Below are 24,972 nucleotides of genomic sequence, written 5' to 3'. Positions count from 1 at the left end.
TGAAGCAGCTTTTGGTAGATGTGGGAGGAAGACTACGGGTGAGACAGGCGCAAGGTTTTACCGGGACATGTAGTCGTAGTTCTGGAACGTATCGGAATGGCTGTAGCCCTGTTTGCGGGCCTTGCTCAGGTCAACCTGGTTAAGCACCACACCGAACACCGGCGCATGACTCTGCTGCAGTATCGCAAGGCACTTCTGCACCTGGCTGACAGGCGTGCTTTCGGCCTTGATCACGTAGATCACCGCGTCCGAATGCTTGGCCAGCAACAAGGCATCGCTGACCATTTGTGCAGGCGGAGAGTCGATAATGATGCGTTGGTACCGCGACTTCAGCGCCTCAAGCATCGGGGCCAGGCGCGGCGAGCTGAGCAGATCCAGCGGTGGTGGCGACAGCGTCCCTGCCGGCAGCATGTCGAGATTGCCGACAGTGCGGATACAGTCCTCGAGCCGCGCAGTGCCCGCCAGGATATTGGCCAACCCCGGGCTGTTTGCCGGGAAATCGAAGTTGAGCGACAGGCTGGGTTTGCGCATGTCGGCGTCGATCAACAAGACACGCTCGAGCATGGTGAGCGAGTACGCCAGGTTGTTGGCGATGGTGCTTTTACCCTCTTCGGCCATGGTCGAGGCAACGAGTACCACCTGTGACGACGTATCGCCGCTGTGCAACATCAACCAGGTGCGCAGGTTGCGTATGGTCTCGCAAAAACGCGGATGGTCGTTGTCGTCGAACAGTCGCGCGAGTTGCCGGCGGCTTTTCCTCGTGACTAGCGGCACCACGCTGAGCAGGGGAACATCAAGCGTGCTTTCGATTGCTTCGTCGGTCTTGAAGGTTTTGTTCAGGGTTTCCGACAGCAAGGCCAGCGCTACGCCGACCAGCGCAGACACGACGGCGACAATCGCCAGAATCAGTGTTTTACGCGGCTTGCTGGGTAACAGAGGAACAATCGCAGGGTCGACGACGCGTGCCTTGGTGGAGTCCATGTCTGAGGTGGCCGCGGTTTCTTTCAAACGGGTAATGAAGGTCTCATACAGCGCGCGACTGCTGTCGACTTCACGCTGAAACTCACGCAGTTGGAACTCTTTGCGCGAAATGTCCTGTAATTGCGCCTTGTTGCTGTTGAATGACTTGCGCAGTGAGTTTTCATTGGCCAGGGACAGTTGGTATTCACGTTCGATACCGGCAACCACTTGCTGAACCTGCAGGCGCAAACTGTCGGTGGCCATACGCAATTCGGCGCGAGCGGCAGCCAGGGTCGGGTGTTTTGCCCCGTAGCGCCCCGACAATTCCTCGACCTTGGCTTGGGCCTTGGCCTGTTGCGCCTGGAATTTCTGCACCAGAGGGTTGCTCAGGACGGCCGGCACACTGGACAGTTTGCTCAGGTTGCCATTGCTCAGGGCCTGTACCTGGCGGTACTGGCTCTCGGCCTCTGCCAGATTACGGCGGGCATCGATCATGCGGTTGCCGGTCAATTCCAGTTCATTGGCGCTGATGGTAGCGACACCGCCGACGTCAACCAGGCCTTGTTCTTCCCGATAGCCCTGAAGTTTGTTTTCGGCATTGCGCAGGTTATTGCGCAACTCGATCAGGCGTGAGTTCATCCAGCTGGTATTGGTCTGCGAGGATTTAAGACTGTTGTCGAGCTGACTGTCGATGAAGCTTTGGGCAATCGCATTGGCGGTAGCGGCCGCCAGGCCAGGGTCGGTCAACTCCACCTCTATTTTGATCAGCTGGCTCTTGCCGACGAATTTGACGCTGGTACGCTGCATGAGGTTCTGCGTGACTTGATTGAAGACATCGGCTTCAGAGGGCACCACCTGAACCGGTGCCAAACGGCCTACTACGGGCAGCCATTGGCCAAGCTCAAGCGATGCCAGCCATCTACGCGGCGCGAACCATGGCTGTGGTTGCTGGCGTGGATCGGTCACCGGGTGCGTGGTGAGGTTCAGCTTTCTTACCGCCCGTTCGGCAAGGTCCCGCGACTGCAGGAGTGCCAGTTGCGTCTGCAAATAATCGACGTTACCGGAGCTCGACTCCGTCGCTTGCTGGAAGACCAGCAACGGTGGTGTTTTTTCCTTGATCAGCAAGGTGGTGCTGCCGATGTACTGCGGGGGAATGAACGACAAGGTGGCCATCGCAAGCACACAGCCAAGCAGTACCAACCAGCCGATTTTCCAATGGGCGCGCCAGATCACCCTCCAGTATTTGAGCAGGTCAATGGTGTCCTTTTCCTCGCTGTACTGCTGATGCTGCGGCACATGCGGCTGGATCGGACGTTCGACATATAGGCTTGGGCTATTGTCCATGATTAGAAAAAGCCTTGTGCAATGGATATGGTGTCACCGGGTGCGATGGCGGTGCCGCGCGTGATTTTGTCGGTCAGTGGTGGGGAGCCATCGCCGCGCACGATGGTCACCCGCTTGATCGAGGCTCGCTCGGTCAGGCCGCCGCCCAAGGCGATGGCTTTCTCCAGCGTCAGCCCGGGTTCGAACGGATAGCTGCCGGGTTTCTGTACCTCTCCATTGATGTAGAACGAGCGATAGGCGATCAGGTTGAGGCTGACCTTGGGATCGACCAGGTAACCTTGCTTCAGCCCGTCGACGATGACCTTTTCTACCTGTTTGGGCGTGAGTCCCTTGGCGGCAATTTCACCCAGGAATGGATAGGAGAACATTCCGGCATCGTTGAGACGGATTTTCTCGAAGCTCAGATCCCGCTCACCGAACACGGTGATGCGCAATACATCACCGGCTGCCAGTTTGTACTGGGCGCCGGTGTCTGCTGCAAAAGTCGCGGGCAACAGCCACGGCACGAACAACAAGCCAAGCATTCGCGAGTTCATAAAGAAAACCTCTTAAAGGCTTACGTTGAAGCTGAGCAAGAAAATGTTGCGCTCAAAACTCTGATTGTCAGCATCGGAGTCATCCTTGCGGTAGCGATAGCCCAGCTCGATATCCAGCCAGCGGCGCATTGCGTATTCCACGGCGAGGTTGTAGTCACGAAGGTCATCAGTGCGCTCCTGCCCTTCGTACTCATAGCGAGCCAGCCCGACTTCGGCCACCGTGGTGATGCGTTCGGTCCAGCCATGACGCCAGCCGACCAGGGCTGAGGTGGTTTTGACGGCATCAGCACCGTCGTCGCCCTCGGCCATGGCCTGGCGGGCAACAAACGAGAAGGTCGAATAGGTTCGTGGTTTCCATCGCAGATCCACCTGCCAGGTCGGGTTACTGAGGTCATCGACACTGCTGTCATCGAAGTTTTTGCGCTCATAACCAACGCGGATTTTACCGGTGGTGCGTGCGGTGAAATCCCATTCGGCACCGGCGAGGACCGCATCGGATGTGCTGTTGAGACGGCTGTTGGACAGGTAATCAAAGTCGGTATGATCGTATTCCAGCAATCCACGTGTGTTGCTGCCGATGCGGTGGTACCAGGTGGTAGTCAGGCCAGTGGTATTGCGCTCTTTGTCGTCGTTGATCCCGCCTGAATTGTCGTAGCGAAGTTGAGCGTAACTGGCGCCCAGATCGATCTGATTGGCAGCGCTCCTGGCGCCGTAGGTATACAGACCATTGACGCGGTTGCTGCGAATCTTGTCATTGACGCCATCGACAGCGGTCGACGTCGTACGTTCGTATTTACGTGCTTCCGCTTCAAGTTTCAGGCGATGGCGGTCGGTGAATTCCATGATGCTATTGAGTCGCACGCGTTGTGCCGTATTAGAAGCATCCGAGTCGTCATGATAAATGTACCGGGTAGGCTGCCAGATAAGTCGGTAGGCACTGTTGCGGTCTTCAGCCTTGAGTTCGAAAGTGGGCGCCACTTTTGTCACCATGGAAGACTGCGCCCGCTCCAGTTCGCGGAAATTGTCGTCATAACTTTCTGAAAACAGCAGGGTAGGGGTGAAGTCGAACCCATAAATATCAATGGACTGGGGATCAAGACTCCAGGCCGTTCCGGGACATAAGTACATCATGATCAGTGCGAAAGGGCCGCGGGTCTTGAGGGTCATATCATTGCTCCTGGGGGTGAGTTCAATGACTATAGACCGGAAAAACAGTGGATGAATGGGGTGGTGTAATGCCGGTAGCTATCAATAATTTATTCATGGGAGAGGAGTTTGTAAGTTAAATTAATAACTGGGCAGAGTGCGATAATTTAAAAGAGTGCTGGCAATTACAGCGTTGTATTTGGGGGTTGCACAGGTGGTTGTAAAGTGCGCTAGTTAAAAAGAGAAATGATTTATTTATAAATTAGGCCGTGGTCGCTCGATATCAGTCAATGGCACGCGAACTTGATGTTCTCTATTCAAGAAGTGAAGAAGAATCATGACGCGTTCATCGCCCAACATGCTCAGGAAAATACCTTCAAGTGTCGACAGTGGCCCTCGGGTTATTTGCAGCGTTTCCCCAAGCTTGAACGGTTGGGGTGTGTGTAATTCTGGTGGTTTGAAACACCGGGTGCGCAGATGCTCGATGACGTCGTCCGGGACCGTCGCCGGGCCGTGATTGAAATCGACAATGCGGCTGACACCGCGGGTAGAACGCAAGGGCGCCCATTTGTCGTCACGGCTCAGCTGAATGAAAAGATACCCTGGGAAGAGAGGTTCAAGCGATTGATGGGGTTTGCCATGAATCACGCGCTCGCTAATAATTTGCGGGCAAAATATGACGTAGTTTTGTCGCAATAAATTGATTTGTGCCCGTTCATCCTGACGCGGCTTGCACTGCAAAAGATACCAGTGGGCACCTTGGGTACTCGTCAGCATTTCTGGCAAGCTCCGTAATTATGGGTTAAGCATGCCTGTTCGCGCATGAGCAATGCCACCGCGCTTCCAATGAACTCTTTGGAGAATGAGGAATCGCGAAAGTGTTAAGTCGATGGAACAGGTGTATCAACAATGAAGCATGTAATGCATACATAACGATGACAAAAAATGGTGAGTCAATAATCTGGCGTGTGCGCCACCCTAGTGCAGGAGAGTTCTGTTACTTGGGCCGCGCTCAATCAGAACTCTTGGTCGAAAGTGTAAACGTTACTTAACGCTATAAGTGATATCGCCGCGTCATCAGGGAAGGGTATTCTTTGCGATGGCCAAAGCTACCGCAGGGTCCGAACTCCCGGGTCCTTTGAAAAACAAGCACTTTCGGTCGTGAGCTTAAACGCAGGGGGCGACGTATATCTATTAATGGAGTTACATCTTTTGTTATACGTCGACCCTCTTAGGTATCGACCACTCCAGACGGCCTGTCAAATGTCACTAGTCAAAAATATAGCCTTCTGTCCAATAATCAATTAAGGCGCTTCAACCAGCTGTTTTAACAGGTGATTTTTTTGACGCACACACAGCTCCTGCTGAAGTAGACATCGGCAGTCAACACACAAACCCTGCCGATGCGGGGGATCAAGAGCGCGCAGATGGCCGTGAAGGGTGTTTACTGAGAATTTATCGCACAATACAATGAGAATCGTTATTACCAACTCATCGAGTGCGACGTCTTGAGCCAGCCCCACCCCTTTGCCCGCCGCAAGGTCTTCATGAAACACGCATTGCCAACGCTCTCCTGCGTTATGTTTGTCAGCCCTCTGTGGGCACAGCAAGCACTCGAACTGCCGACCACTGATATTCAGGCAAGCCGCGTCAGCCAAGACACGAGCTACACCACCTCTCAAGCCAGCACCGCGAGCAAAAGCAATGTGCCGATCAAGGAAGAGGCGCAATCGGTCAATGTCGTCACCCAGCAAACCCTGGCTGACTATCAGGTGCGCTCGCTGGACGACGCGATGAAGTTCGTCAGCGGCGTCAGTCAGGGCAATACCTTGGGCGGCTCGCGGGATTCCCTGGTCAAGCGCGGTTTCGGCACCAACGATGACGGCTCGATCCTGCGCGATGGCGTGCGTTCCAATCTGGGGCGCTGGCGGTCAATGTCGGCGAGCCGCGCACGGCACGGCTCAGCGCCAGTGTGACGTTCTGATCCTTGTGCACTGATGCGCTGACCCGTTTCGCTGATGTTTATGCCGGGCGGAATGGGAGGCGCCTCAGTCTTTATCCAACATCAATTTTCGCCGGGCTCCTAATGTGTGCCCGGCATCTTCTTAAGGTTGTATGTCGATGCGTCGAACTCTCGTTTCTTTGTGTGTGATCCAAGCTATTTCCCAGCCCGCTTGGGCTGAACAAGCACCGATCCTGCGTCAATAGAGTTACAAGCGATCGACATCAACGGCACATTGGAAGAACAGGCTCAAGGGCCGGTTCAGGGCTATCGAGCAACCCGTTCGGCCAGTGCGACGCGCACCGACACTCCGATTCATGAAACCCCACAATCCATCACTGTGGTCACCAAGGATGTCGTGGAAGACCTCGGCGCCACCCGCCTGCAAGACGCTCTCGATTACGCCGGAGGCGTGGGCCGTGCGAACAATTTCGGTGGTCAGGGCCTGACCACTTTCACCGTGCGTGGCTTTACCACCGGTGAGTTCTACCGCAACGGTTTCCCGATCAACCGCGGTTACCCGAACATGCCCGATGCCAATACCATCGAGCGCCTGGAGGTCCTGCGTGGGCCAGCCACCACGCTCTATGGCCGTGGCGATCCGGGCGGCACTTTCAACGTGGTGTCCAAACAACCCCTGGCCGAGCGCACGGTCACCCTGGGCAGTCAGCTCAACGATCAGGGCATGCGTCGCGGCACGCTGGATGCCTCAGGACCGCTGGACGATGAAGGGCGACTGGCCTATCGGCTGAACGTGATAGGCGAGGGCGGCGAAACCTTCCGTGATCACGTCGAAAACGAGCGTTACGGTGTGGCGCCGGTGCTCGGTTGGCAGGTTAACGACACCACCCGTATCACCTTCGAAGGCGATTTCATGCGCAACAACGCGCCGCTCGATCGGGGCGTGACTCGCTATCGCAATCAGATTGGTGTCGCGTCGCGGGATACTTTTTTCGGTGAGAAGGATATCGGCAAGCTGCACAACGACAACAACATGGCGCAAGTGCGTTTCGAGCATTTCCTGAACGACAACTGGACCTTGGGCGGCGGCACGCAATTTCTCGACGGCAGCCTGCAAGGCAATGCCATCGAAGCCAACGGTGTCGCTGCCGACGGCCGAACGCTGGGGCGCAACTTCAACTATCGCAAGCTGGAGTGGCAAGACCTTGATGTTCAGTTGAATCTGACCGGGCATTTTTCCACCGGTGGATTCGACCACACGTTGCTCACGGGCATCGAATATGAGGATTACGATTACAAGTCGATCATCCGTCGCTCCAGTGGGGCGGTGGGTGCCTACCCCATCGATATTTTCAATCCGGTTTACGGGCAGCCGCGTCCAGCGCTGACTCGCACCACCACCCACGATCAGGAAAACCTCAAGACTTATGCCGCTTTCGTGCAAGACCAGGTAACGCTCACCGAGCGCCTGAAAGCCTTGGCAGGCGTACGTTTCGAACGCTTCGAACATGATTACGACAACTATCTCGTCAACGGTGTGAGCTGGACCAACAGCGACAACGCCGTCACCCCGCGCCTGGGGCTGATCTACGACTTGACCCCGACCGTGGCGATCTATGCCGACACGGCGCGGTCCTTCAAGCCCAACAGCGGTGCCAGTCGAACGGGGGGCGGTTTCAAACCAGAAGAAGGCAAGTCCTACGAGGTGGGCGTCAAGTGGCAGGCCCTTGATCGTCAGTTAAGCGTGGATGCCGCGGTGTATCAGATCGAAAAACGCAACGTCCTGACGACAGACCCGGTGGACTCGACCTTCAGCGTTGCGGCGGGCGAAGTCCGTAGCCGTGGCTTTGATTTGAATGTGGCCGGCAACCTCACGCCAGAGTGGCGGATGATCGGTGGCTACGCCTACGTGGATGCCGAAGTCACCCAGGACAACGTGTTGAAGTCAGGTACCCGCCTGCTGAACATTCCGCGCAACAGTTTCAGTCTGCTGAACGTTTATGAATTTCAGGACGGCGGTCTCAAAGGGCTGGGCCTGGGGCTGGGCGCCAAGTATGTCGACGAGCGCGCCGGCCAGACCGCGGCCAATGCCTTCTCCATGGATAGCTACGAGGTGTTCGACCTGCTCGGCTTTTACAAAGTCAACGAGCACCTGCGGCTTAACCTTGACCTGAAGAATGTGTTCGACAGCCACTACGATGAAGGCGCCTTTGGCAACGTTTACGCCTATCCGGGCGCGCCGAGAACCCTACAAGCGGGATTTTCATACACCTTGTAGAGAGGGCTTCTCCGGGCTGTTGCCTGGAGGGCGCACTTTTATAAAGCGTGATATGAACAACCTGCACCCGTCGGAGGAGATCAACGAGCGCAACATGATGATCGCCAGTGCCACGGAAGAGGGGCTTTGGTGGCGCGTGAGGTGGATCGCAATCTGGTGGGCATTTTCAGGCGAACGGCCATCGCGGATGAGTACGACACGGGATGCACGGCACCGATGTGAACTATTCTTCTCAAGTGGCCCCTTCAATGCCTTATTCAAGGAGTTGATATAAATCAAGGCCCAAGAAGCTTTAAGGGAGGCGTCTGGGCCTGATGCTGGATTCTCGAGCCGGCGTCGATGATCAATCTGTCTGGAGTCAGATCATGAGCCAGTATCAACGGTTATTACTGATCATCAACCCGCTGCTGCGTCATTCGCCTGCGATAAACCATGGTGCTGCCCTGGCCAAGGCCAGCGGGGCGAGCTTGCATATCGCCGGCCTGATTCCCTCGTTGGACATTCTGTCGCTGCTCGAAGAGGGCGACCGCAAAATGGCTCGGGCGAGCTACCTGCAGGAGCACCGCGACTGGCTCGATGAGCAGGTGGTAAAGATGCACGGCCGGGGGATCGAGGTGACAGCCGAAGTTGCATGGGCCGACAACATGCGCCAGGACATCCTTGACCTCGTCACGCAAATGCAGCCGGATCTGTTGATCAAGCAAGTGCAGCATGAGCCCGTGTTCAAGCGCGCATTTTTCACACCGCTGGATTGGCGTTTGTTGCGCCATTGTCCGGTACCGGTTTACCTGGTGGGCGGCGAAGGTCACGCCTTGCCGCAGAAGGTGGTGGCCGCGGTTGACGTCTCAGACACTGAGCCTTCGAACAGTGAATTCAATGACCGGATTATCTTGCAGGCATCGAGCTTGGCGTTGCAGTGCAATGCCGAGTTGCATCTGCTGTACGCCTGTGACATTTCGGCAGCTTTTCTGGCGGATATGGGCGGCGGTCTGACGCTCGCGCAGCTCACCCGGGAACTGCGCAGCGACCTGGAAAAGTCTTTTCTCAAATTGGCCGCCCGGTTCGGTGTGCCCTCTGACTGTCGGCATTTCATCATGGGGCACCCTGTCTCGGTGCTGAGCGAATTTGCCCACCAGCATCAGATGGATGTGGTCGTGGTGGGCAGGACCCAATACCGGGGGCTGGAACGGCTGCTTGGCAGCACGACCGAACATATTCTGTATCAGGTGCCTTGCAGCATTCTGGCGGTCTAGGGGCAGGTGCTCCAATCGGAATGATGGCCGCCGTCAAACGAACGCCCGATTTTTGGGGCTCCCGCCCCAGGGAGGTTTTCAAATGACTAGTCCTTCATTGCAAACCATCTTGCATGACCGGGTGGATGCCGGCCGAGGCCTGGTGGAGCCGTTGCTTAAATACGCTAAAAGAGCCGATGTCATCGTTCTCGCCTTACCCCGTGGCGGCGTTCCGGTCGCCTATGAAGTGGCCACGGCCCTGGAGGTTCGCCTGGACCTGATGCTGGTGCGCAAGTTGGGAGTACCGACCCATCAGGAGTTCGCCATGGGCGCGATTGCCAGTGGCGGCATACAGATTGTGAATGACGATGCGCTGCGGGCTAACGGTATTGATCAACGCACGCTCGATGCCGTGGTTGCAAAGGAAACGCAGGAATTGTTGCGTCGCGAGCGGGTATACCGGGCATCGCGCGCACCGGTGGCGCTCAAGGATCAGGTGGTGATTCTGATCGATGACGGCCTGGCGACAGGCGCCACAATGATGGCCGCGATACAGGCTGTGCGCCTGCAAGCGCCATCTCGCATCGTCGTTGCCGTGCCGGTGGCACCGCTTGAGACGGCAGAGGCGCTGCGCGACGAAGTGGACGAGCTGATTTGCCCGCTCATCCCCGACTGGCTGATTTCGATCGGCCATTGGTACACGGACTTTTCGCAGACATCCGACGAAGAGGTCATCGAGCTGCTGCACCGGGCGTGGCAAAGAGAGTCCGGTTCAGGCGACTCATTTCAGAACGGTTCCGGTATTTGAGCCGTACCGCAGACGTTACCTGGCGTGGAGCAAACCACGTCAGGCCTTCAAGTGATCCTGACGTTCACGAATTGCCACGGATCGGATTCATCGGTCTGCTCGGGCATCAGTGAGTGACGTCCGGTAAGGGGCGTCCAGTCGGAATAAATGCCTTCTACAATGCCAAGGTAAGGCATGCAGATCTGCAGAATCTCCCTGAAGGGCAATTCATCCGGTTCGACAATGCCGCGTTGAGGATTGCGAATAGCCCAGATCACACCGGCCAGCACGCCCGCCGTCACTTGCAGGCTGGTGGCGCTGTTATAGGGGCATAGGGCCCGGGCTTGCTGGATCGATAAGCGCGAGCCATACCAGTAACTGTTTCTGGCATGCCCCATCAGCAGCACGCCGAGCTCGTCACTGCCGTCGAGGATTTCGTCATCGAGCAGGCGCTGGCCGCTCTGGGGTTTCCAGCTGCGCTCGGCGAGTTCATGCACCGAGAGCAAGGCATCATCACAGGGCCGATAAGCGTAGTGGACGGTCGGGCGGTAAGTCGGCTGCCTTCCCTGGCCAAGGGTCAGGAAGTCGGCAATCGACAGGGCTTCGTTATGGGTCACGAGCAGCCCATGGGTGGGCCCCGTCGAGGGTGTCCAGGTACGAACCGGCGTAGAGGCACCGGGGCGTTGCAGATAGATCCCGGCCTGGCACCCGAAGGCGTGGTAATAACCATCCTCGGGAAGCGCTTTCTCATGACTGCCCCAACCCAATTCCGCCGGTTGGCTGCCTTCACTGATGAAGCCGTCCACTGACCAGGTGTTGACGAACTCATCGGCGATTTTGTGTAGCGATGAATACTGCGAGTCGCGTTCGGCGATGTGGATGCAGCGGATATTCAGTCGGCTGGCCAGTTGCGCCCATTCTTCGCGAGTCGCGGGCAGGGGCGTTGTGTCACCCAAATCCTGGGCGAGGTTGACCAGTGCCTGTTTGACCAAGTGAGACACCAGCCCCGGATTGGCACCGTGGGTCAACATGGCGGTGGACAGACCTTGCGCACGTTCGCCCCGAAGCTGAAGTGCCGCTTCCCTCAATGCATAGTTGGATCTTTCGGACAGGGATTTGTCGGGGTCGGTATAACCGCCTTCCCACGGCTCGATACAGGTGTCCAGATACAGCACGCCTTTACGCTGGGCGAACTGAATCAGGGACAGGCTCGATACCCCCACCGAGAGGTTGAGCAGGAAATCGCCAGCGCTCAACAGAGGGTCCAGTACCGCCTCGTAATTGCCCTGATCCAGTTGCTCGGACTTATGGGCGACGCCGAATTCCTGCGCGAGCAAGCGTCCATCGTCATCGGGGCTGAGGATCAACAGTCGCTGCGGCTCAAGCTCAAGATGGCGCAACAGCAGCGGGAGTACGCCTTTGCCGATACAGCCAGAGCCGATCATCACCAACCTGGCATTAAAGGACTGAATGACATGCTCAAAATCTGACATCGATGCCTCCACCCGCCTGACCGCGCGTTCGCTGCCAATGAACTGTCGATAACCACGACGCTCTCAAACTAGAGACTGCAAGGCTTGGTTAAAGCTCAAAAAAGTTTCGGACACCGTGAAAGAGTCTTTGCTGTGCCGATCGAGACCCAAAAAAACACATAAGGATGAGGCGAACTGCTGGCCCCCGGATCTCCGTTTCGTGGTCAAACTTGCTTTCTTTTCAGAAGGTTAGGCATTGGCGATATGCGGACTTTGGTATGGATGGCTGCAACGTTTGCCCTGGTGACTCTCTCGCTTGAGGCTCAGGCAAAGGACCTGAGCAAGAACAGTCGTTTCGTCTGCAGCTGGGGCTCCGACATAGCCGCCGACGCGCAAGCGGCGAAGCTTTCCGGATTCACGCTTTACGGGGCACGCAAGAAACTGCAATCGCGAAAATTCCCCCGGCCGTGGATGCGCATGACGGCCATGGGAATTACCGAACAAACCTATAACAGTCCCTCGCGTCTCAAGCCTGCTGGTATCAAGCAAACGTATTACGAACAATGCATCCGGCACGAGTTGGCCCGTCGCTAGGGGTCTGGGCTCCTCAGCTGAAACAATCGGAGCGCACGGTCAGAAGTTGATCGAGGCGCTCAGCCGGGCGGTCAGTGGGGCGCCCTGGAACACGTAGCCATCGCCCATGTATTCACCGGCGTCACGCCAGTAGCGTTTGTCGAACAGGTTGTCCACGGTCAGGCGGAACACGGTGTCGTAACCGTCGATGCGCGTGCTGTAGCGGCTGCCGATGTTGAAGATGGCATAGGCATCGGTCTGCACTTCACCTTGGCGGTTGGCGTACTTGCTGGCGCTGTACTGCACTCCGCCGAGCAGTGCCAGGCCGTCGAACCAGGGCAGGGCATAGTCGCCGTAGAGGTTGGCGCGCAGGGTCGGAACGTTGATTGCCTGGTGGCCCTCATAAGCTGGCGTGCCGCTGTCGGTGACCCGCGCGCGAATCGCCGCGACACTGGCAGAAATCTGCAGGCGCTGGCTGGCCCAGCCATTGGCCGAGAGCTCGAGCCCGGTGTTCTTCTGTTCGCCCTGTTGGGTGAACGTGAACGTGCCGTCGTCATTCGGTCGCGAGTACTGGTAGGCCTGGCGAATCTGGAACAGCGCCGCGGCCAGGCTGATGCGCTGCCAGTCGTATTTGATACCCGCCTCGATTTGTCGCGACACGGTGGGCACGAGGATTTCATAGGCATTGGTGGTGAACCACGCCGCTTCGCCACCCAGGGACAGGCCCTTGCTGTAGCGGGTGTACAGCGACAGGTTTTGCAGCGGCTTGTAGATCAGCGCGGCCTGGGGCAGAAACTCATAGCGTTGGGTGTGCCGGGTGGTGTCGCCCTGGCTGTCGAAGGTCTCTTCATCCAGGCGCACTTCGCGCCCGCCCAGCACTGCCTGCCATTGCTCGTTGAAACTGATCCGGTCGTTGAAAAACAGCCCGTACTGACGGCTGTCCAGGCGTCGGTAGGAATCGTTGAGCGGGCCGTCGTAGCGGGCAAAATCAGCCGGCTCGCTGTTGATGTTGGCACTGCCGATCATTTGGTTGATAGCATCGCGTTTGTCCACTACGCGGCGGAACGCGCTAGTCCCGACGCTCAGTTCGTGGCCCAGGCCACCGGTTTCGAAGCGGCCGCTGAGGGCTGCCTGCACCTCATCGTTGCGGCGGGTATCGTCGGGGCTGCGGAAATCGTAAATGTCGTAGTCGCCCTCGAGGCTGAAGTAGTTCGGCACCGCCGCGCTGGCGCAACTGGCGGAGCCGTAGCAGCCCCAGGCGAACGAGCTGTAGTCATCGATCACCACCCGGCTGCGCGAGGCGCTGAGGCTGCCTTTCCACTGGTCGCTGAAGCGATATTCGAAGTTGCCGTTGAGGTTCAGCGCATCGGTGGTGACCGGCTTCGAACCGCTCTGGTGTGCCAGCAGCTTTTTCGGCGAGGCGTGGTGCGGCAGGCTGGAACCGCCGAGCAATTGATAGCCCGGTGCCGAGCGCTGTTCCTTGGTCTGGTACTCGGCATCCAGTTGCAGCAGCGCATTGGGGCTGATGTTCCAGTCGAACGCCAGCGAGGCGAAATCGCGCTGGCCATTGGCGTGTTCGACGTAGGAATGCAGGTCTTCGTGGGCCAGGTTGGCGCGCAGGCCGAACTGCTGCTCGCTGCCGAACCAGCCACCGACATCAGTGGCCAGGTAACCACTGCCGCGATCATCGGTGGAGACGGTAACCGAACGCACATCGGCGGGCCGCTTGGTCACGTAGTTGACCAGCCCGCCGGGCTCGCTGACACCGCTTTGCAGACCGGAAAGACCCTTGAGCAACTCCACCTGCTGTTTGTTTTCCAGCCCGACGTTCTGCTCGCCGGTGATGGTACGGCCGTTGATCTTGTAGCTGCTGGCGGAATTGAGAGAGAAGCCACGCACGACGAAGTTTTCGTAGTAGCCGACCGGCGCGTAGCTTTCACCCACCGAGGCGTCGTTGCGCAGAACTTCGCTGAGCAGACGGGCCTGCTGATCCTTGATCAAGGCTTCATTGACTACCGAAATCGACGCCGGTGTATCAAGCAATGGCGCCGCCTCGAAACCACCGACCGAAGCGCTGTCGGCCTGATAACCGGAGGTGTCTTCGCCGGTGACGGTCACCGTCGGCAGTTCGGTCGCGGCCCAGGCCGAAGGCACGGCGCTGGACAGCAGCAGGCCCAGGCCCAGGTTCAGGGGATTGAACGCGAACCACGGGGCGGCCACTCCCTGGCGGGAGGTCCGGTAAAGCCTATTCATGAAAAATCCTCGACGACTGCGGGCCTGGGGATGGCGGGTCTTAGCCTGCGGCTCACGCTTGAAGCGGGGCATCATACAAGAGGATCGATCATGAAATGAAAGTGTCATCGCAACGATCGCTGGGTAACTGTAGGAGCTGCCGCAGGCTGCGATCTTTTGAGCTTGAAACCGGTTCAGGCAACGAGTCGTCTATGGGAAAGATCAAAAGATCGCAGCCTGCGGCAGCTCCTACGGAGGGCCTCACACCCCCGGCCATCGCTCACAGCCTTTCAAATCCCTTCCAGCCACATCGCAAACGCCGGGGTCATGCGTTTTCCGGCGCCTGGCGAAACCGCTGCTCGATGGCCTCCGCAAACGGATAGAGCGAAAACCAAGGCCTGGCTTCGGCAATCACTCGCTGAAATGACGGTCTCTGTACCAACCTCTCGAAATAGGCGCTCAAATGCCGGTAGTCGGCGGGGAACGGCACGAGCGTCCTGGCATAGAAAAGTGCCGGGGCGGCGGCGCAATCGGCCATGCTGAACGCCGGACTGGCCACCCAGATTCTGGACGCCATTCGGCGCTCGAGCATGCCGTACGCCGTTTCCAGCGTAGACCGCTCCCTGGTCAAATCACCGTTGGTCGCGTGTAGTCGATCACTGACAATCTGTTGCAATGGCACTTGTACATAATGGTCGAAGAAACGATCCCATAACCGGACCTCCAGCGCGCTTTCCCAATCGTCTGGAATCAGGCTGTGTGTGCCTGGATACAGTCGCTCCAGGTACTCGATGATGATGCTGGACTCCGGCAGATTCCGCTGGTGAGCAGGGTCACAAATAATTGGGAACTTTCCGATTGGCCACAATGCCTGCAGTTCTGCGCGGTCGGCAGCGTCCGCAAGATCAATGATCCTTCTTTCGAATTCGGTGCCGTTTTCGTAAAGCGCGATGAGCACTTTGTGGCAGAACGACGCCAGCGGATGGTAGTAAAGGGTCAGCGACATCTTCCAACTCCTCGGTGGATCGAGGGGGTAATGAACAATCATAGACGGATGTCGGCGGGGCGTCAGGGTCGCCACTTTCAAGCTTGCGTACTTGCAGATGGAAGAATCCCTGCTTAACTGTGAGCCACTGGTCGGTTTGTGACTTAATGGTCATGGTGTTCATCTCAGCGCCCTTGTACCGTTGTCGCTGGTTCTTGCTGTCAGGCTTGCCCGGAGGAAGCCGGATAGTCATTCACGCTGTGTGTTGATCCAATTTGTTCAAGGAAGAGAATGAAATGACATTGAAAACTGCGATCGTCGAGATTGGTAAGAAGTACAAGGTTTATACCGAGCATTATCTCAACGCCACCGCCGACAAGACCATTATTCTGGTCAATGGCTCGCTGGCAACGACCGCATCTTTTGCCCAAACGGTGCGATACCTGCGGCCACGCTTCAACGTAGTCCTCTACGATCAGCCCTACGCCGGTCAATCGAAACAACACAACCAGCACGACCAACCGATCCGCAAGGAAGACGAGGCCGCAATTCTGTTGGAGTTGATCGAGCACTTTTGCGCGCAGCATGTAATGTCCTTTTCCTGGGGCGGGGCGGCGACCTTGCTGGCGCTGGCGCAGCATCCACGACGAATCGAAAAGGCAGTGATCAGTTCATTCGCCGCGCGGATCAATACCCCGATGCGCGATTATCTGGAGAGCGGCCGGCATTTTCTTCAGGCCTGTGATCGGCGCAATGTCGGGCGCTTGATCAACAGCACTATCGGCAAGCACCTGCCGTCGCTGTTCAAGCGTTTCAATGAGCGCCATGTCAGCAGCCTGGACGAACACGAATACCGGCAGATGCATTTTCACGTCAATGAGGTGCTGACCCAAGATACTCATTGCTATGTTTCCTGTGCCAATGCCATCGAAGTCCCACTGCTGTTTATCAACGGCGAACGGGATGAGTACACCTCGGTGGAAGATGCTCGTCTTTTTGCGGCTCATAGCCGTCAGGCTCAGTTTCAGACCATCAAGAACGCCGGGCACTTCCTCGATATGGAACACCCGACGGCCTGGAATGACACCCAGCAGGCCTTGCTCGGCTTTCTGCAGCCGGTCGCCAAAATACCGAGCCAGCCCCGTGACCTGACATTCAGTAGCAAAGCGTCAGTGATTCCGCCCCTTCAGTCAGCTAACTGGGTGCGGCTTTAACTGACGCAGCGATTCGCTGGGACCAAGGTGCGCAAGGCTTTATAAAGCGCGCGGGTTTCAAGGTTCCGCGCCTGACTGGCATTATCGATACGGCCCACCTTGAAGTGGGCCGTGTGCGTTGTATTCAGTTCAACGCCAGGTCGTCCACAGGCTGCTGCCCGCGGGCCTGTGCGGCGCGTTGCAACTGGCTGGCGATCAGGGTGTTTTTCAGCAGATAGGCAATGGTCATCGGCCCGACGCCACCGGGTACCGGGGTGATCGCACGGGCGACGGTACGGGCGCTGGCGTAATTGACATCGCCGACCAGACGGTCGCCGGACTCGCTGGCGATGCGGTTGATGCCGACGTCGATCACCACCGCGCCGGGCTTGAGCCAACTGGCGTCGATCAACTCTGGTCGGCCCACCGCCGCGACCACGATATCCGCCAAACGGCACAACGCCGGGGCATCGACGCTGCGCGAGTGCACCACACTGACCGAGCAATTGGCCCGCAACAGCAAGGTCGCCATCGGTTTGCCGACAATGTTCGAACGGCCGATGACCACCGCGTGCAAGCCGCTCAAGTCATCACCGCAGGTCTCATGCAGCAGGCGCATGCAGCCGCTGGGCGTGCAGGGGGTCAATACCTCCATGCCTTGCACCAGCCCGCCGACGTTTTCCCGATGAAACCCGTCCACGTCCTTGATCGGATCGATGGCATGAATCACCGCTTGCTCATCGATACGGGCCGGCAAGGGCAGCTGCACCAGGATGCCGTTCACCGAGGCGTCGGCATTGAGCTGCGCAATCAATTCCAGAACCTGGGCCTGGCTGGCGGTTTCCGGCAGACGGTATTCAAGGGAGCGGATACCGACTTCCTTGGCCCGCAGCAGTTTATTGCGCACATAAACGTGGCTGGCCGGGTCGTCGCCCACCAACAGGACCGCCAAAGCGGGGTAGATCTGCTGGCCGGCCAGGGCCAGAACCTCTTCCCGAACTTCGTCGAGAACCTGGGCAGAAATGGCTTTGCCGTCGATATCGCGGGCCAGTGGGGGGGTACTGCTGATCAAATGCGTCACCGTCGTCATTGAAAGAGCAGGGCGCAGGTTACCAGTCGATGACCACCGTGTACCACCCGCAGCAGATGGACAGGATGTCGCGGGGCTTGGTAGGAGCTGCCGCAGGCTGCGATCTTTTGATTTTGATTTTGATTTTGATTTTGATCTTCGTGATCGATAAAAGATCGCAGCCTGCGGCAGCTCCTACGGGGATCGCATTTGATCCTTCTTGTGGGTCAAGATCAGGCTCAGCAGCACCGAAGTCAGAATAATCCCGCCGACAACGGCCAGCGACCATTCAATCGGCATGTGAAACCACGGTATCAGCGTCATCTTGGCACCGATGAACACCAGCACGATCGCCACACCGTATTTGAGCAGGTGGAAGCGGTCGGCCATGTCGGCCAGCAGGAAGTACAGAGCCCGCAGGCCCATGATCGCAAAGATGTTCGATGTGAACACAATGAACGGGTCGGTGGTGACGGCGAAGATCGCCGGGATGCTGTCCACTGCAAACATCAGGTCGCTGGCCTCGATCAGTACCAGCACCAGAAACATCGGCGTCGCCCAGTGCCGACCGTTTTGCACCACAAAAAAACGCTCGCCATGAAACCCGTCGGTGACGCGCAGATGGCCGTGTATCCAACGCAATAAGCGGTTGTTATGGAGGTCAGGCCGCTGATGGGCCAATACCAGCATCTTGACCCCGGTGATGATCAGGAACACACCGAATACATACAGCACCCACCCGAACTGCGACACCAGCCACACGCCGGCGAAAATCATCGCCCCACGCATCACGATGGCCCCGAGCACACCGTACAGCAGCATCCGGCGCTGCAACTCCGGCGGCACGGCGAAGTAGGCGAAAATCGTCACGAAGACGAACATGTTGTCGATCGACAGCGACTGCTCGATCAAATAGCCCGTGAGGAATTCGAGGGTTTTGCGATGGGCGATCTCGGGCCCGAACTCGGCATTCAAGTACCACCAGAGCAATCCCGCAAAGGCCAGCGCCAGCGCGCACCAGGCAATCACCCAGCACGACGCCTCCCGCACCGATACCCGATGAGCCTTGCGCCCGCCGAAGACAAACAGATCCATAGCCAGCATGGCGATGACGAAGACGATGAAGGCGACCCACATCCAGAGTTCGCCGATGTTAATGGGCTGCATGTCGCTCTCCCTGCGTAGTCTTGTTCTGGAGCCGACGGGATCATGCTAGCGGAGATCGCGGTGAAGAAAAGCCGATTATTCTTCACCGACAATTCGTTATTGACGAAGTGTTGCCGACAAGTCCTCAGCAAAGCGCTCAATGCATCTTGCTGTGATCCTGCATGCCGAGCGCCCGCGCCTCGGCGTCAACCTTGATCGTCTCTTTCTCGCCCTTGGCGTTTTCCACCGTCAGGGTCAGGGGCACTTTATCGCCTTCCTTAACCTGAGCCGTCAGGTCCATCAGCATGATGTGGTAGCCATGGGGATCAAAGCTCACCGGTTTGCCGGCCGGCAGCGCGACGAATTCGACCTGGCTCATGCTCATCACATCGTCTTTCATGCTGGATTGGTGAACCTGCACGGTGTTCGCTACCGGTGACTGCACACTAAGCAGTTTACTGTCGCTGTTGGCCTGGAGGGTCATGAAGGCACCGGTCGAATGCTGGCCGGCCACTGTTGCACGAACCCAGGCGTCATTCACCTGAGTTTGGGCGCAAACCTGCCAGGCCATGCCGATCAGGGAAAGGCCCAGCATCAGTTGTTTAATGCCTAGCTGTTTAATACGTGGTGCGCAGAACGAAGTCATCAGCAGACCTCCATGACGGTGAGCAGGTCTTCTGCACACTCTTGAGCATTAAGGGACGCGGACAGCCCCAGGCGCAAATTGCCTCGGGAGTCGAAAACGAAGCTGGTCGCGGTGTGGGAGAGCGTGTAGGTCGAACCGCTCGGGACCTTTTCATAAAACACGCCGAACTCCTTGGCGGTGGCGGCGGTTTCTTCCAGTGTGCCGTACAGCGCCTCGAAACTCGGATCGAAGGCCTTGACGTAGGCGTCGAGCATTTGCGGCGTATCGCGTTCAGGGTCCAGGGTGATGAAGATCACTTGCAGGCGTTCGCCATCGCGGCCCATCAGTTTTTTCGCCTGTGCCGCACGGGCCAGCGTCGTCGGGCAGACCGCCGGACACTGGGTGAAGCCGAAGAAGATCATCGGCATCAGGCCACGGTAGCTGCCCAGCATCCGGTACTCGCCCTGGGCGTCCTTGAGCTTGAAGGTACGTCCCATGATCTTGTCGCTGAGGTCCTTGCCGTACTTGAACGACAGCTTGCTGCTGTCATCGCAGCCGGTGAGCAGGCCAAGGCTCAACAGGCTCATGCCTTGCAGGACCGTGCGACGGGTATACAACGTACTCATGGAAAAAAGCATCCTGTGTAGCGACCGGGAATCTACAGTGGCTGATCAATCGATGAAAAAAAGCGCAGGGATGTTAACAAACAGTTGCCCTGTGGCGCTCAATCGATGGCCAGCCGGCATGCGCCAAAAGGTCGCGGTCTCGAGATACGTGAAAGTACAAATACGCGATGCTGCTGAAGGCAATGCTTGCTTGAATGCCGGCAAGTTAAGCAGCGACGCGCTCTTCGTAGCAGCTGTAGCAGCTGCTACAGATCGGCATTGACGCTTGCCCGAATGGCGCCGAGAAACCTGTGGCGAGGGAGCTTGCTCCCGCTGGGGTGCGGCCCCAAAAAAGGATCACTACGCACCCTGCGTCAGTAACTCACTCACCACAACAGTCCACACCTACTCAGGCGTATTAATGTGATCCAGAACTCGGTTCGCGGTGATCTCCGCCACCATGATGCTGTTTGAAATGCCCAGCAGGGCGTAGCGCGACTCCCCCTCCAGATGATCCACCAACTGATGCACCATCACATCGACCGAGGCCAGCGTCTCGACCAAAAACACCGCCAGGGTTTCGGCCGTGGCTTCTGGGGCCACGGAAAACAGGGTGCTGCGTGTTCGCGGCGTGGCTTTGATGTCGGCATTCGACGGGAAGTGAAAGTCGAGGGCTCGCTCGGCGGCCTCATTGAGTTTTTTTGAATCGGGTTCGTACGGGGATATCGGATCGGTGTCCGGAGGATTAGGCGTAACCTTAAACATATTATTTACCAACTCCTGAAATGGAGCCGTTCACACGTCGCTGCTAAACGAAGGGTGGCGGCTGTACGCAGGTTAGCAGACCGGGGAGTTAGCAAAACCGGCGCGCCCGAGGGCGCCCTGCGCACAGCCACCATCAAGTGCAGGGATATGAATACCTGACTGAAGGAAACGCTATGCACCTCACTAACAAACACGGGCTGCTAAACCCGATCACTGATGGGCAGTGACGCGAATCAAGTTACCGAGCAACCCCAAGGCGCACAAGCCGGCGGATTCTGGCGTAAGCGTAGGCAACGGCGCAAGATCTTGTAGCTTGCAGGAAGTAACCTTGAGTGCGCTTAAACAGCCGCCCTTAGTCGATGTTTAGCAATCCGACACGCACTTCCTACAAGCGCTGAAAACCTCGAAAAAACGCGCAATCCATGTGGGAGCGGGCTTGTGTGGCGAGGGAGCTTGCCCTAAATGCCGGTCAGTTAAGCAATTTCAGCCGCGACGCACTCTTTGTAGCAGCTGGCGAAGCCTGCGTTCGGCTGCGTAGCAGTCGTAAAATCAGAGATCGCGGTATGTCAGGCAGACCGCATCAGCCGGATTCACGACTGCTTCGCAGCCGAACGCAGGCTTCGCCAGCTGCTACAGATCGCATTACGGCTTATCTGACTGGCATTGATCGCGAGCGGTCTTGACCGCTGCATGCACTTTTATAAAGCGCGACGCCATAAAAACGTGCATCGGCACAGAGTTTTCGCCATGTGGGGAGTGCCCGCAACGGTTCCATGCACCGGGTTTCTGAAACACCGTCTAACCCCTGCAAGACTCGTCTATTGCGCAGTCTGCAAGCGGATTCCCCGGTTGTTCAGAGCGAAAATGAAGTATCGACCCACTGACTGGCACAAAGGCTGCATTGATCCCCTCAGGTCCATCGACAAAAGATGGGCAGCCCACTCGATCAACGAAGATCGACCGGCCGAGCAGGTCGTGGGCAACATCGGTGGATCCGGCGAAGGCGCCAGGTCGAACACCGCGAAGAACAGGCAAAGACGCCTGAAACCGAGAGGTTTCAGGCGTTTTTTTTGCTTTTTTTAACCGTGATTGGCTTTGGCTGGGTGCTTACTATGAATTCCAATGTCGCCGCATTGAACAAACTGCAAACGCTGATCGTGATCGGCAATGGCATGGTCGGACATCATTGTGTCGAGCAGCTCATCGAGCGTGGCGCCCTCGACCACTATCGGCTGCATGTCTTCAGCGAAGAGCCGATGCGTGCCTACGACCGTGTGCATCTGTCCGAGTATTTCGGCGGTCGCGATGCCGAGTCGCTGGCCCTGGGCGAAGCCTCTCTGTATCAGACGCCGGGCGTCACCCTGCATCTGGGCGTGCCGGTGCTGGAAATCGACCGCGACCGCCGTCAAGTGATCACCGCACAAGGTTGCGTCTCGTACGACAAACTGGTTCTGGCCACCGGCTCTTATCCGTTTGTGCCACCTATTGAAGGTGCAGAAGGCGACTCGCGTCTGGTGTATCGCACCCTTGAAGACCTCGACGCGATTCGTGCCGCGGCGGCCAATGCCCGGCGTGGCGTGGTGGTCGGCGGTGGCCTGCTTGGTCTGGAAGCCGCCAACGCCCTGAAAAGCCTGGGCCTGGAAGCGCATGTGGTGGAATTTGCCCCGCGTCTGATGCCGGTGCAGCTGGATGAGCAGGGTGGCTTGGCGCTGAAGGCGCAAATCGAGCGACTCGGCGTGGGTGTGCACTTGTCCCGTGGCACGCAGTCGATCAGCGCCGGCGAGCAGTACCGCTACCGGATGAATTTTGCCAATGACGAATTCCTCGAAGCCGACCTGATCGTGTTCTCCGCCGGCATCCGCGCGCAAGATGCGCTGGCCCGCCAATGTGCGCTGGACATCGGTCCGCGTGGCGGCGTGGTGATTGACGATCAGTGCCTGACCAGCGATCCGAACATCTATGCCATCGGCGAGTGCGCCGCCTGGAACGGCAGCCTCTTCGGTCTGGTCGCCCCCGGTTATCAGATGGCTCGTGGCGTCGCATCGCTGCTGTGCAACCAAGTGGCGGAGCCGTTCCAGGGCGCCGACATGTCGACCAAGCTCAAACTGCTCGGCGTCGATGTCGGTTCCATCGGCGACGCCCACGCCCAGACGCCGGGTGCGCGCAGCTATCAGTTCATTGATGAAGCGACGGCCAGCTACCGTCGCCTGGTGGTGGATGCTGACAGCAAGCGCGTGCTCGGCGCGGTGTTGGTCGGCGACAACAGCTATTACGACACCCTGCTGCAATATATGCAGAACGGCATTGCCTTGCCGTCGGAACCGGCCAGCCTGATTCTGCCATCGTCCACCGGCGCGCCAACCCTGGGCCCGGGCGCATTGCCCGAGTCGGCGACCGTGTGCTCGTGCCATAACGTCACCAAGGGTTCGATCTGCTCAGCCATCGACGGTGGCTGCACCGACCTGGGCCTGCTCAAATCGCAGACCAAGGCGTGCACCGGTTGCGGTGGTTGCGCGGGGCTGCTCAAGCAAGTGTTCGAACATGAATTGATTGCCCGTGGCGTCAGCGTCGACAAGAGCTTGTGCGAACACTTCGCCTACACCCGTCAAGAGCTTTATGCGCTGGTGCGGGTAGAAGGGGTGATCACCTTCGAAGAACTGCTGGCCAAGCACGGCCGTGGTCACACCGGTTGCGACGTGTGCAAACCGGCGGTGGGCTCGATCCTCGCCTCGTGCTGGAACCAGCCGATCATGGACGCCTCGCTGGTGCCGTTGCAGGACACCAACGACACGTTCATGGCCAACATGCAGAAAAACGGCACCTACTCGGTGGTGCCGCGCATTGCCGGGGGCGAGATCACAGCCGACAAGCTGATCGCGATTGGCGTGGTGGCGAAGAAATACGACCTCTACACCAAAATCACCGGCGGCCAGCGGATCGACTTGTTCGGCGCGCAGTTGCATCAGTTGCCAGACATCTGGTCCGAGCTGATCGAGGCCGGTTTCGAAACCGGGCATGCCTACGGCAAATCGACCCGCACGGTGAAGTCTTGCGTCGGTAGCACCTGGTGCCGTTATGGCGTGCAGGACAGCGTGAAAATGGCCCTGACCCTTGAGGATCGCTACAAAGGCCTGCGCTCGCCGCACAAGCTCAAGTTCGCGGTCTCCGGTTGCACCCGTGAATGCGCCGAGGCGCAAAGCAAGGACGTGGGCGTGATCGCCACCGAGAACGGCTGGAACCTCTACGTGGCCGGTAACGGCGGCATGCGTCCCCGCCACGCCGAGCTGTTCGCCACTGACCTGGACGATGAAACCCTGATCCGCTACATCGACCGGTTCCTGATGTTCTACATCCGCACCGCCGACAAATTGCAGCGCACCTCGGTCTGGCGTGAAAGCCTGGAGGGCGGCCTGGATTACCTCAAGGACGTGGTCATCAACGACAGCCTGGGCCTGGGCGCGGAACTCGAATCGCAGATGCAACTGGTGGTCAACCGCTATGAATGCGAATGGGCCAATGCCCTCAAAGACCCTGAAAAACTCAAGCGCTTCCGCACCTTCGTCAACGATCAACGCCCAGACCCTGACATTCATTTTGTTCAGGAACGTGGTCAACGCCGGCCGATCATGGCCGCCGAACTCAACCTTATCCCTGTCACCGAGGAGAATGCCTGATGAGCCAGCCCACTACCCAGCGTGTCGAAGCCCCTGCAACTGCGGCCAATGCTCAGGCCTGGCAAGCGGTGTGCAGCCAGCGGGATCTGGTCAGCAACTCCGGCGTCGTCGTCTGGCTCGACGGCGCGCAGGTGGCGCTGTTCTACCTGCCGCAGGCTGAGGGGCGCACCCTCTACGCCATCGACAACCATGATCCGCAATCCGGCGCGAACGTCATCGGCCGCGGACTGATCGGCAGCCTCAAGGGTGATCTGGTGGTGGCGTCGCCGATCTACAAGCAGCATTTCCGTCTTGAAGACGGCAGTTGCCTGGAGTACCCGGAGCAGCGTCTGCGCGTATGGCCGGTGCGCCTGAACGCCGGCATCGTGGAAGTCGCGGCGGCATGAT

At 58.0% G+C, this 24,972-nt stretch carries 18 protein-coding genes and 2 pseudogenes; 8 read left to right on the top strand and 12 right to left on the bottom strand.

Annotation, left to right across the window (positions count from 1 at the left end; genetic code table 11):
• Nucleotides 1–57: 57 nt before the first annotated feature.
• The 4 genes from ACYZT2_RS15715 to rfaH all read right to left on the bottom strand — a co-directional run bounded on the left by ACYZT2_RS15715 (nt 58) and on the right by rfaH (nt 4,763).
• A complete protein-coding gene (locus ACYZT2_RS15715) occupies nt 58–2,304 on the bottom strand; it encodes a GumC family protein (RefSeq protein ID WP_461965370.1) in 2,247 nt (748 codons plus the stop codon).
• Nucleotides 2,305–2,306: 2 nt separating this feature from the next.
• On the bottom strand, nt 2,307–2,840 hold the full coding sequence (locus ACYZT2_RS15710) for a polysaccharide biosynthesis/export family protein (RefSeq protein WP_461965368.1): 534 nt from the start codon (nt 2,838–2,840) through the stop codon (nt 2,307–2,309).
• Nucleotides 2,841–2,852: 12 nt separating this feature from the next.
• On the bottom strand, nt 2,853–4,007 hold the full coding sequence (locus ACYZT2_RS15705) for an outer membrane beta-barrel protein (RefSeq protein WP_461965366.1): 1,155 nt from the start codon (nt 4,005–4,007) through the stop codon (nt 2,853–2,855).
• Nucleotides 4,008–4,241: 234 nt separating this feature from the next.
• The gene (rfaH, locus tag ACYZT2_RS15700; RefSeq protein ID WP_461965364.1) at nt 4,242–4,763 is read right to left on the bottom strand and encodes a transcription/translation regulatory transformer protein RfaH; all 522 of its coding nucleotides are present in this window, start codon (nt 4,761–4,763) and stop codon (nt 4,242–4,244) included.
• Between the two features lie 770 nt (nt 4,764–5,533).
• Between rfaH and ACYZT2_RS15695 the strand changes: the two are divergent.
• The 4 genes and pseudogenes from ACYZT2_RS15695 to ACYZT2_RS15680 all read left to right on the top strand — a co-directional run.
• Nucleotides 5,534–5,899 (top strand): annotated as a pseudogene (locus ACYZT2_RS15695) (TonB-dependent receptor plug domain-containing protein); the annotation flags it as partial.
• 208 nt (nt 5,900–6,107) lie between these two features.
• Nucleotides 6,108–8,227 (top strand): annotated as a pseudogene (locus ACYZT2_RS15690) (TonB-dependent siderophore receptor).
• Between the two features lie 365 nt (nt 8,228–8,592).
• On the top strand, nt 8,593–9,480 hold the full coding sequence (locus ACYZT2_RS15685; protein WP_461965362.1) for a universal stress protein: 888 nt from the start codon (nt 8,593–8,595) through the stop codon (nt 9,478–9,480).
• Nucleotides 9,481–9,562: 82 nt separating this feature from the next.
• Nucleotides 9,563–10,267, top strand: coding sequence for a phosphoribosyltransferase (locus ACYZT2_RS15680; RefSeq protein WP_461965360.1), 705 nt, complete (start codon nt 9,563–9,565; stop codon nt 10,265–10,267).
• Between the two features lie 47 nt (nt 10,268–10,314).
• Here the strand turns inward: ACYZT2_RS15680 and ACYZT2_RS15675 are convergent, their stop codons facing one another.
• Complete coding sequence (locus tag ACYZT2_RS15675) at nt 10,315–11,739, bottom strand: homospermidine synthase (RefSeq protein WP_461965358.1); 1,425 nt, start codon at nt 11,737–11,739, stop codon at nt 10,315–10,317.
• A 243-nt stretch (nt 11,740–11,982) separates the two neighbouring features.
• Here ACYZT2_RS15675 and ACYZT2_RS15670 point away from each other — a divergent pair, with 243 nt between their 5' ends.
• On the top strand, nt 11,983–12,312 hold the full coding sequence (locus ACYZT2_RS15670; protein ID WP_461965356.1) for a hypothetical protein: 330 nt from the start codon (nt 11,983–11,985) through the stop codon (nt 12,310–12,312).
• Nucleotides 12,313–12,351: 39 nt separating this feature from the next.
• Here the strand turns inward: ACYZT2_RS15670 and ACYZT2_RS15665 are convergent, their stop codons facing one another.
• Together ACYZT2_RS15665 and ACYZT2_RS15660 are read right to left on the bottom strand one after the other, a co-directional pair.
• Complete coding sequence (locus tag ACYZT2_RS15665; RefSeq protein WP_461965354.1) at nt 12,352–14,544, bottom strand: TonB-dependent siderophore receptor; 2,193 nt, start codon at nt 14,542–14,544, stop codon at nt 12,352–12,354.
• 304 nt (nt 14,545–14,848) lie between these two features.
• Complete coding sequence (locus tag ACYZT2_RS15660) at nt 14,849–15,529, bottom strand: glutathione S-transferase family protein (protein WP_461965352.1); 681 nt, start codon at nt 15,527–15,529, stop codon at nt 14,849–14,851.
• A 275-nt stretch (nt 15,530–15,804) separates the two neighbouring features.
• Here ACYZT2_RS15660 and ACYZT2_RS15655 point away from each other — a divergent pair, with 275 nt between their 5' ends.
• Nucleotides 15,805–16,722: an alpha/beta fold hydrolase gene (locus ACYZT2_RS15655; RefSeq protein WP_461965350.1), complete on the top strand. Its 918-nt coding sequence runs from the start codon at nt 15,805–15,807 to the stop codon at nt 16,720–16,722.
• Between the two features lie 124 nt (nt 16,723–16,846).
• Here the strand turns inward: ACYZT2_RS15655 and ACYZT2_RS15650 are convergent, their stop codons facing one another.
• From ACYZT2_RS15650 to ACYZT2_RS15630, 5 genes are all read right to left on the bottom strand, one after another.
• Nucleotides 16,847–17,773: a bifunctional 5,10-methylenetetrahydrofolate dehydrogenase/5,10-methenyltetrahydrofolate cyclohydrolase gene (locus ACYZT2_RS15650; RefSeq protein WP_461965348.1), complete on the bottom strand. Its 927-nt coding sequence runs from the start codon at nt 17,771–17,773 to the stop codon at nt 16,847–16,849.
• Between the two features lie 192 nt (nt 17,774–17,965).
• Nucleotides 17,966–18,937, bottom strand: coding sequence for a TerC family protein (locus ACYZT2_RS15645; RefSeq protein WP_461965346.1), 972 nt, complete (start codon nt 18,935–18,937; stop codon nt 17,966–17,968).
• A 136-nt stretch (nt 18,938–19,073) separates the two neighbouring features.
• Entirely contained in the window at nt 19,074–19,562 is a 489-nt protein-coding gene (locus tag ACYZT2_RS15640; RefSeq protein WP_461965344.1) for a copper chaperone PCu(A)C, read from the bottom strand.
• Nucleotides 19,562–20,167, bottom strand: a complete 606-nt coding sequence (locus ACYZT2_RS15635) for an SCO family protein (RefSeq protein WP_461965342.1) — start codon at nt 20,165–20,167, stop codon at nt 19,562–19,564. The genes ACYZT2_RS15640 and ACYZT2_RS15635 overlap by 1 nt, the downstream gene beginning before the upstream one ends.
• A gap of 384 nt (nt 20,168–20,551) precedes the next feature.
• Complete coding sequence (locus tag ACYZT2_RS15630) at nt 20,552–20,911, bottom strand: DUF6124 family protein (RefSeq protein WP_461965340.1); 360 nt, start codon at nt 20,909–20,911, stop codon at nt 20,552–20,554.
• Between the two features lie 1,112 nt (nt 20,912–22,023).
• Here ACYZT2_RS15630 and nirB point away from each other — a divergent pair.
• Together nirB and nirD are read left to right on the top strand one after the other, a co-directional pair.
• A complete protein-coding gene (nirB, locus tag ACYZT2_RS15625) occupies nt 22,024–24,585 on the top strand; it encodes a nitrite reductase large subunit NirB (protein ID WP_461965338.1) in 2,562 nt (853 codons plus the stop codon).
• Nucleotides 24,585–24,971: a nitrite reductase small subunit NirD gene (nirD, locus tag ACYZT2_RS15620; RefSeq protein ID WP_461965336.1), complete on the top strand. Its 387-nt coding sequence runs from the start codon at nt 24,585–24,587 to the stop codon at nt 24,969–24,971. Before nirB ends, nirD begins: the two co-directional genes overlap by 1 nt.
• The last annotated feature ends 1 nt before the right edge of the window (nt 24,972 follow it).

Source organism: Pseudomonas sp. MDT1-85, from assembly GCF_054898065.1.
Note: the sequence above shows the minus strand (reverse complement) of the source record. Positions and strands in the feature narration are given on the sequence as shown.

Excerpts from the sequence above, each read along its gene's own strand:
- nirD (WP_461965336.1), top strand. The coding sequence starts at position 24,585 with ATGAGCCAGCCCACTACCCAGCGTGTCGAAGCCCCTGCAACTGCGGCC.
- ACYZT2_RS15675 (WP_461965358.1), bottom strand. The coding sequence starts at position 11,739 with ATGTCAGATTTTGAGCATGTCATTCAGTCCTTTAATGCCAGGTTGGTG.
- ACYZT2_RS15710 (WP_461965368.1), bottom strand. The coding sequence starts at position 2,840 with ATGAACTCGCGAATGCTTGGCTTGTTGTTCGTGCCGTGGCTGTTGCCC.
- ACYZT2_RS15645 (WP_461965346.1), bottom strand. The coding sequence starts at position 18,937 with ATGCAGCCCATTAACATCGGCGAACTCTGGATGTGGGTCGCCTTCATC.
- ACYZT2_RS15715 (WP_461965370.1), bottom strand. The coding sequence starts at position 2,304 with ATGGACAATAGCCCAAGCCTATATGTCGAACGTCCGATCCAGCCGCAT.
- ACYZT2_RS15705 (WP_461965366.1), bottom strand. The coding sequence starts at position 4,007 with ATGACCCTCAAGACCCGCGGCCCTTTCGCACTGATCATGATGTACTTA.
- ACYZT2_RS15665 (WP_461965354.1), bottom strand. The coding sequence starts at position 14,544 with ATGAATAGGCTTTACCGGACCTCCCGCCAGGGAGTGGCCGCCCCGTGG.
- ACYZT2_RS15660 (WP_461965352.1), bottom strand. The coding sequence starts at position 15,529 with ATGTCGCTGACCCTTTACTACCATCCGCTGGCGTCGTTCTGCCACAAA.
- rfaH (WP_461965364.1), bottom strand. The coding sequence starts at position 4,763 with ATGCTGACGAGTACCCAAGGTGCCCACTGGTATCTTTTGCAGTGCAAG.
- ACYZT2_RS15680 (WP_461965360.1), top strand. The coding sequence starts at position 9,563 with ATGACTAGTCCTTCATTGCAAACCATCTTGCATGACCGGGTGGATGCC.
- ACYZT2_RS15630 (WP_461965340.1), bottom strand. The coding sequence starts at position 20,911 with ATGTTTAAGGTTACGCCTAATCCTCCGGACACCGATCCGATATCCCCG.
- ACYZT2_RS15670 (WP_461965356.1), top strand. The coding sequence starts at position 11,983 with ATGCGGACTTTGGTATGGATGGCTGCAACGTTTGCCCTGGTGACTCTC.
- ACYZT2_RS15640 (WP_461965344.1), bottom strand. The coding sequence starts at position 19,562 with ATGACTTCGTTCTGCGCACCACGTATTAAACAGCTAGGCATTAAACAA.
- ACYZT2_RS15655 (WP_461965350.1), top strand. The coding sequence starts at position 15,805 with ATGACATTGAAAACTGCGATCGTCGAGATTGGTAAGAAGTACAAGGTT.
- ACYZT2_RS15685 (WP_461965362.1), top strand. The coding sequence starts at position 8,593 with ATGAGCCAGTATCAACGGTTATTACTGATCATCAACCCGCTGCTGCGT.
- ACYZT2_RS15635 (WP_461965342.1), bottom strand. The coding sequence starts at position 20,167 with ATGAGTACGTTGTATACCCGTCGCACGGTCCTGCAAGGCATGAGCCTG.
- nirB (WP_461965338.1), top strand. The coding sequence starts at position 22,024 with ATGAATTCCAATGTCGCCGCATTGAACAAACTGCAAACGCTGATCGTG.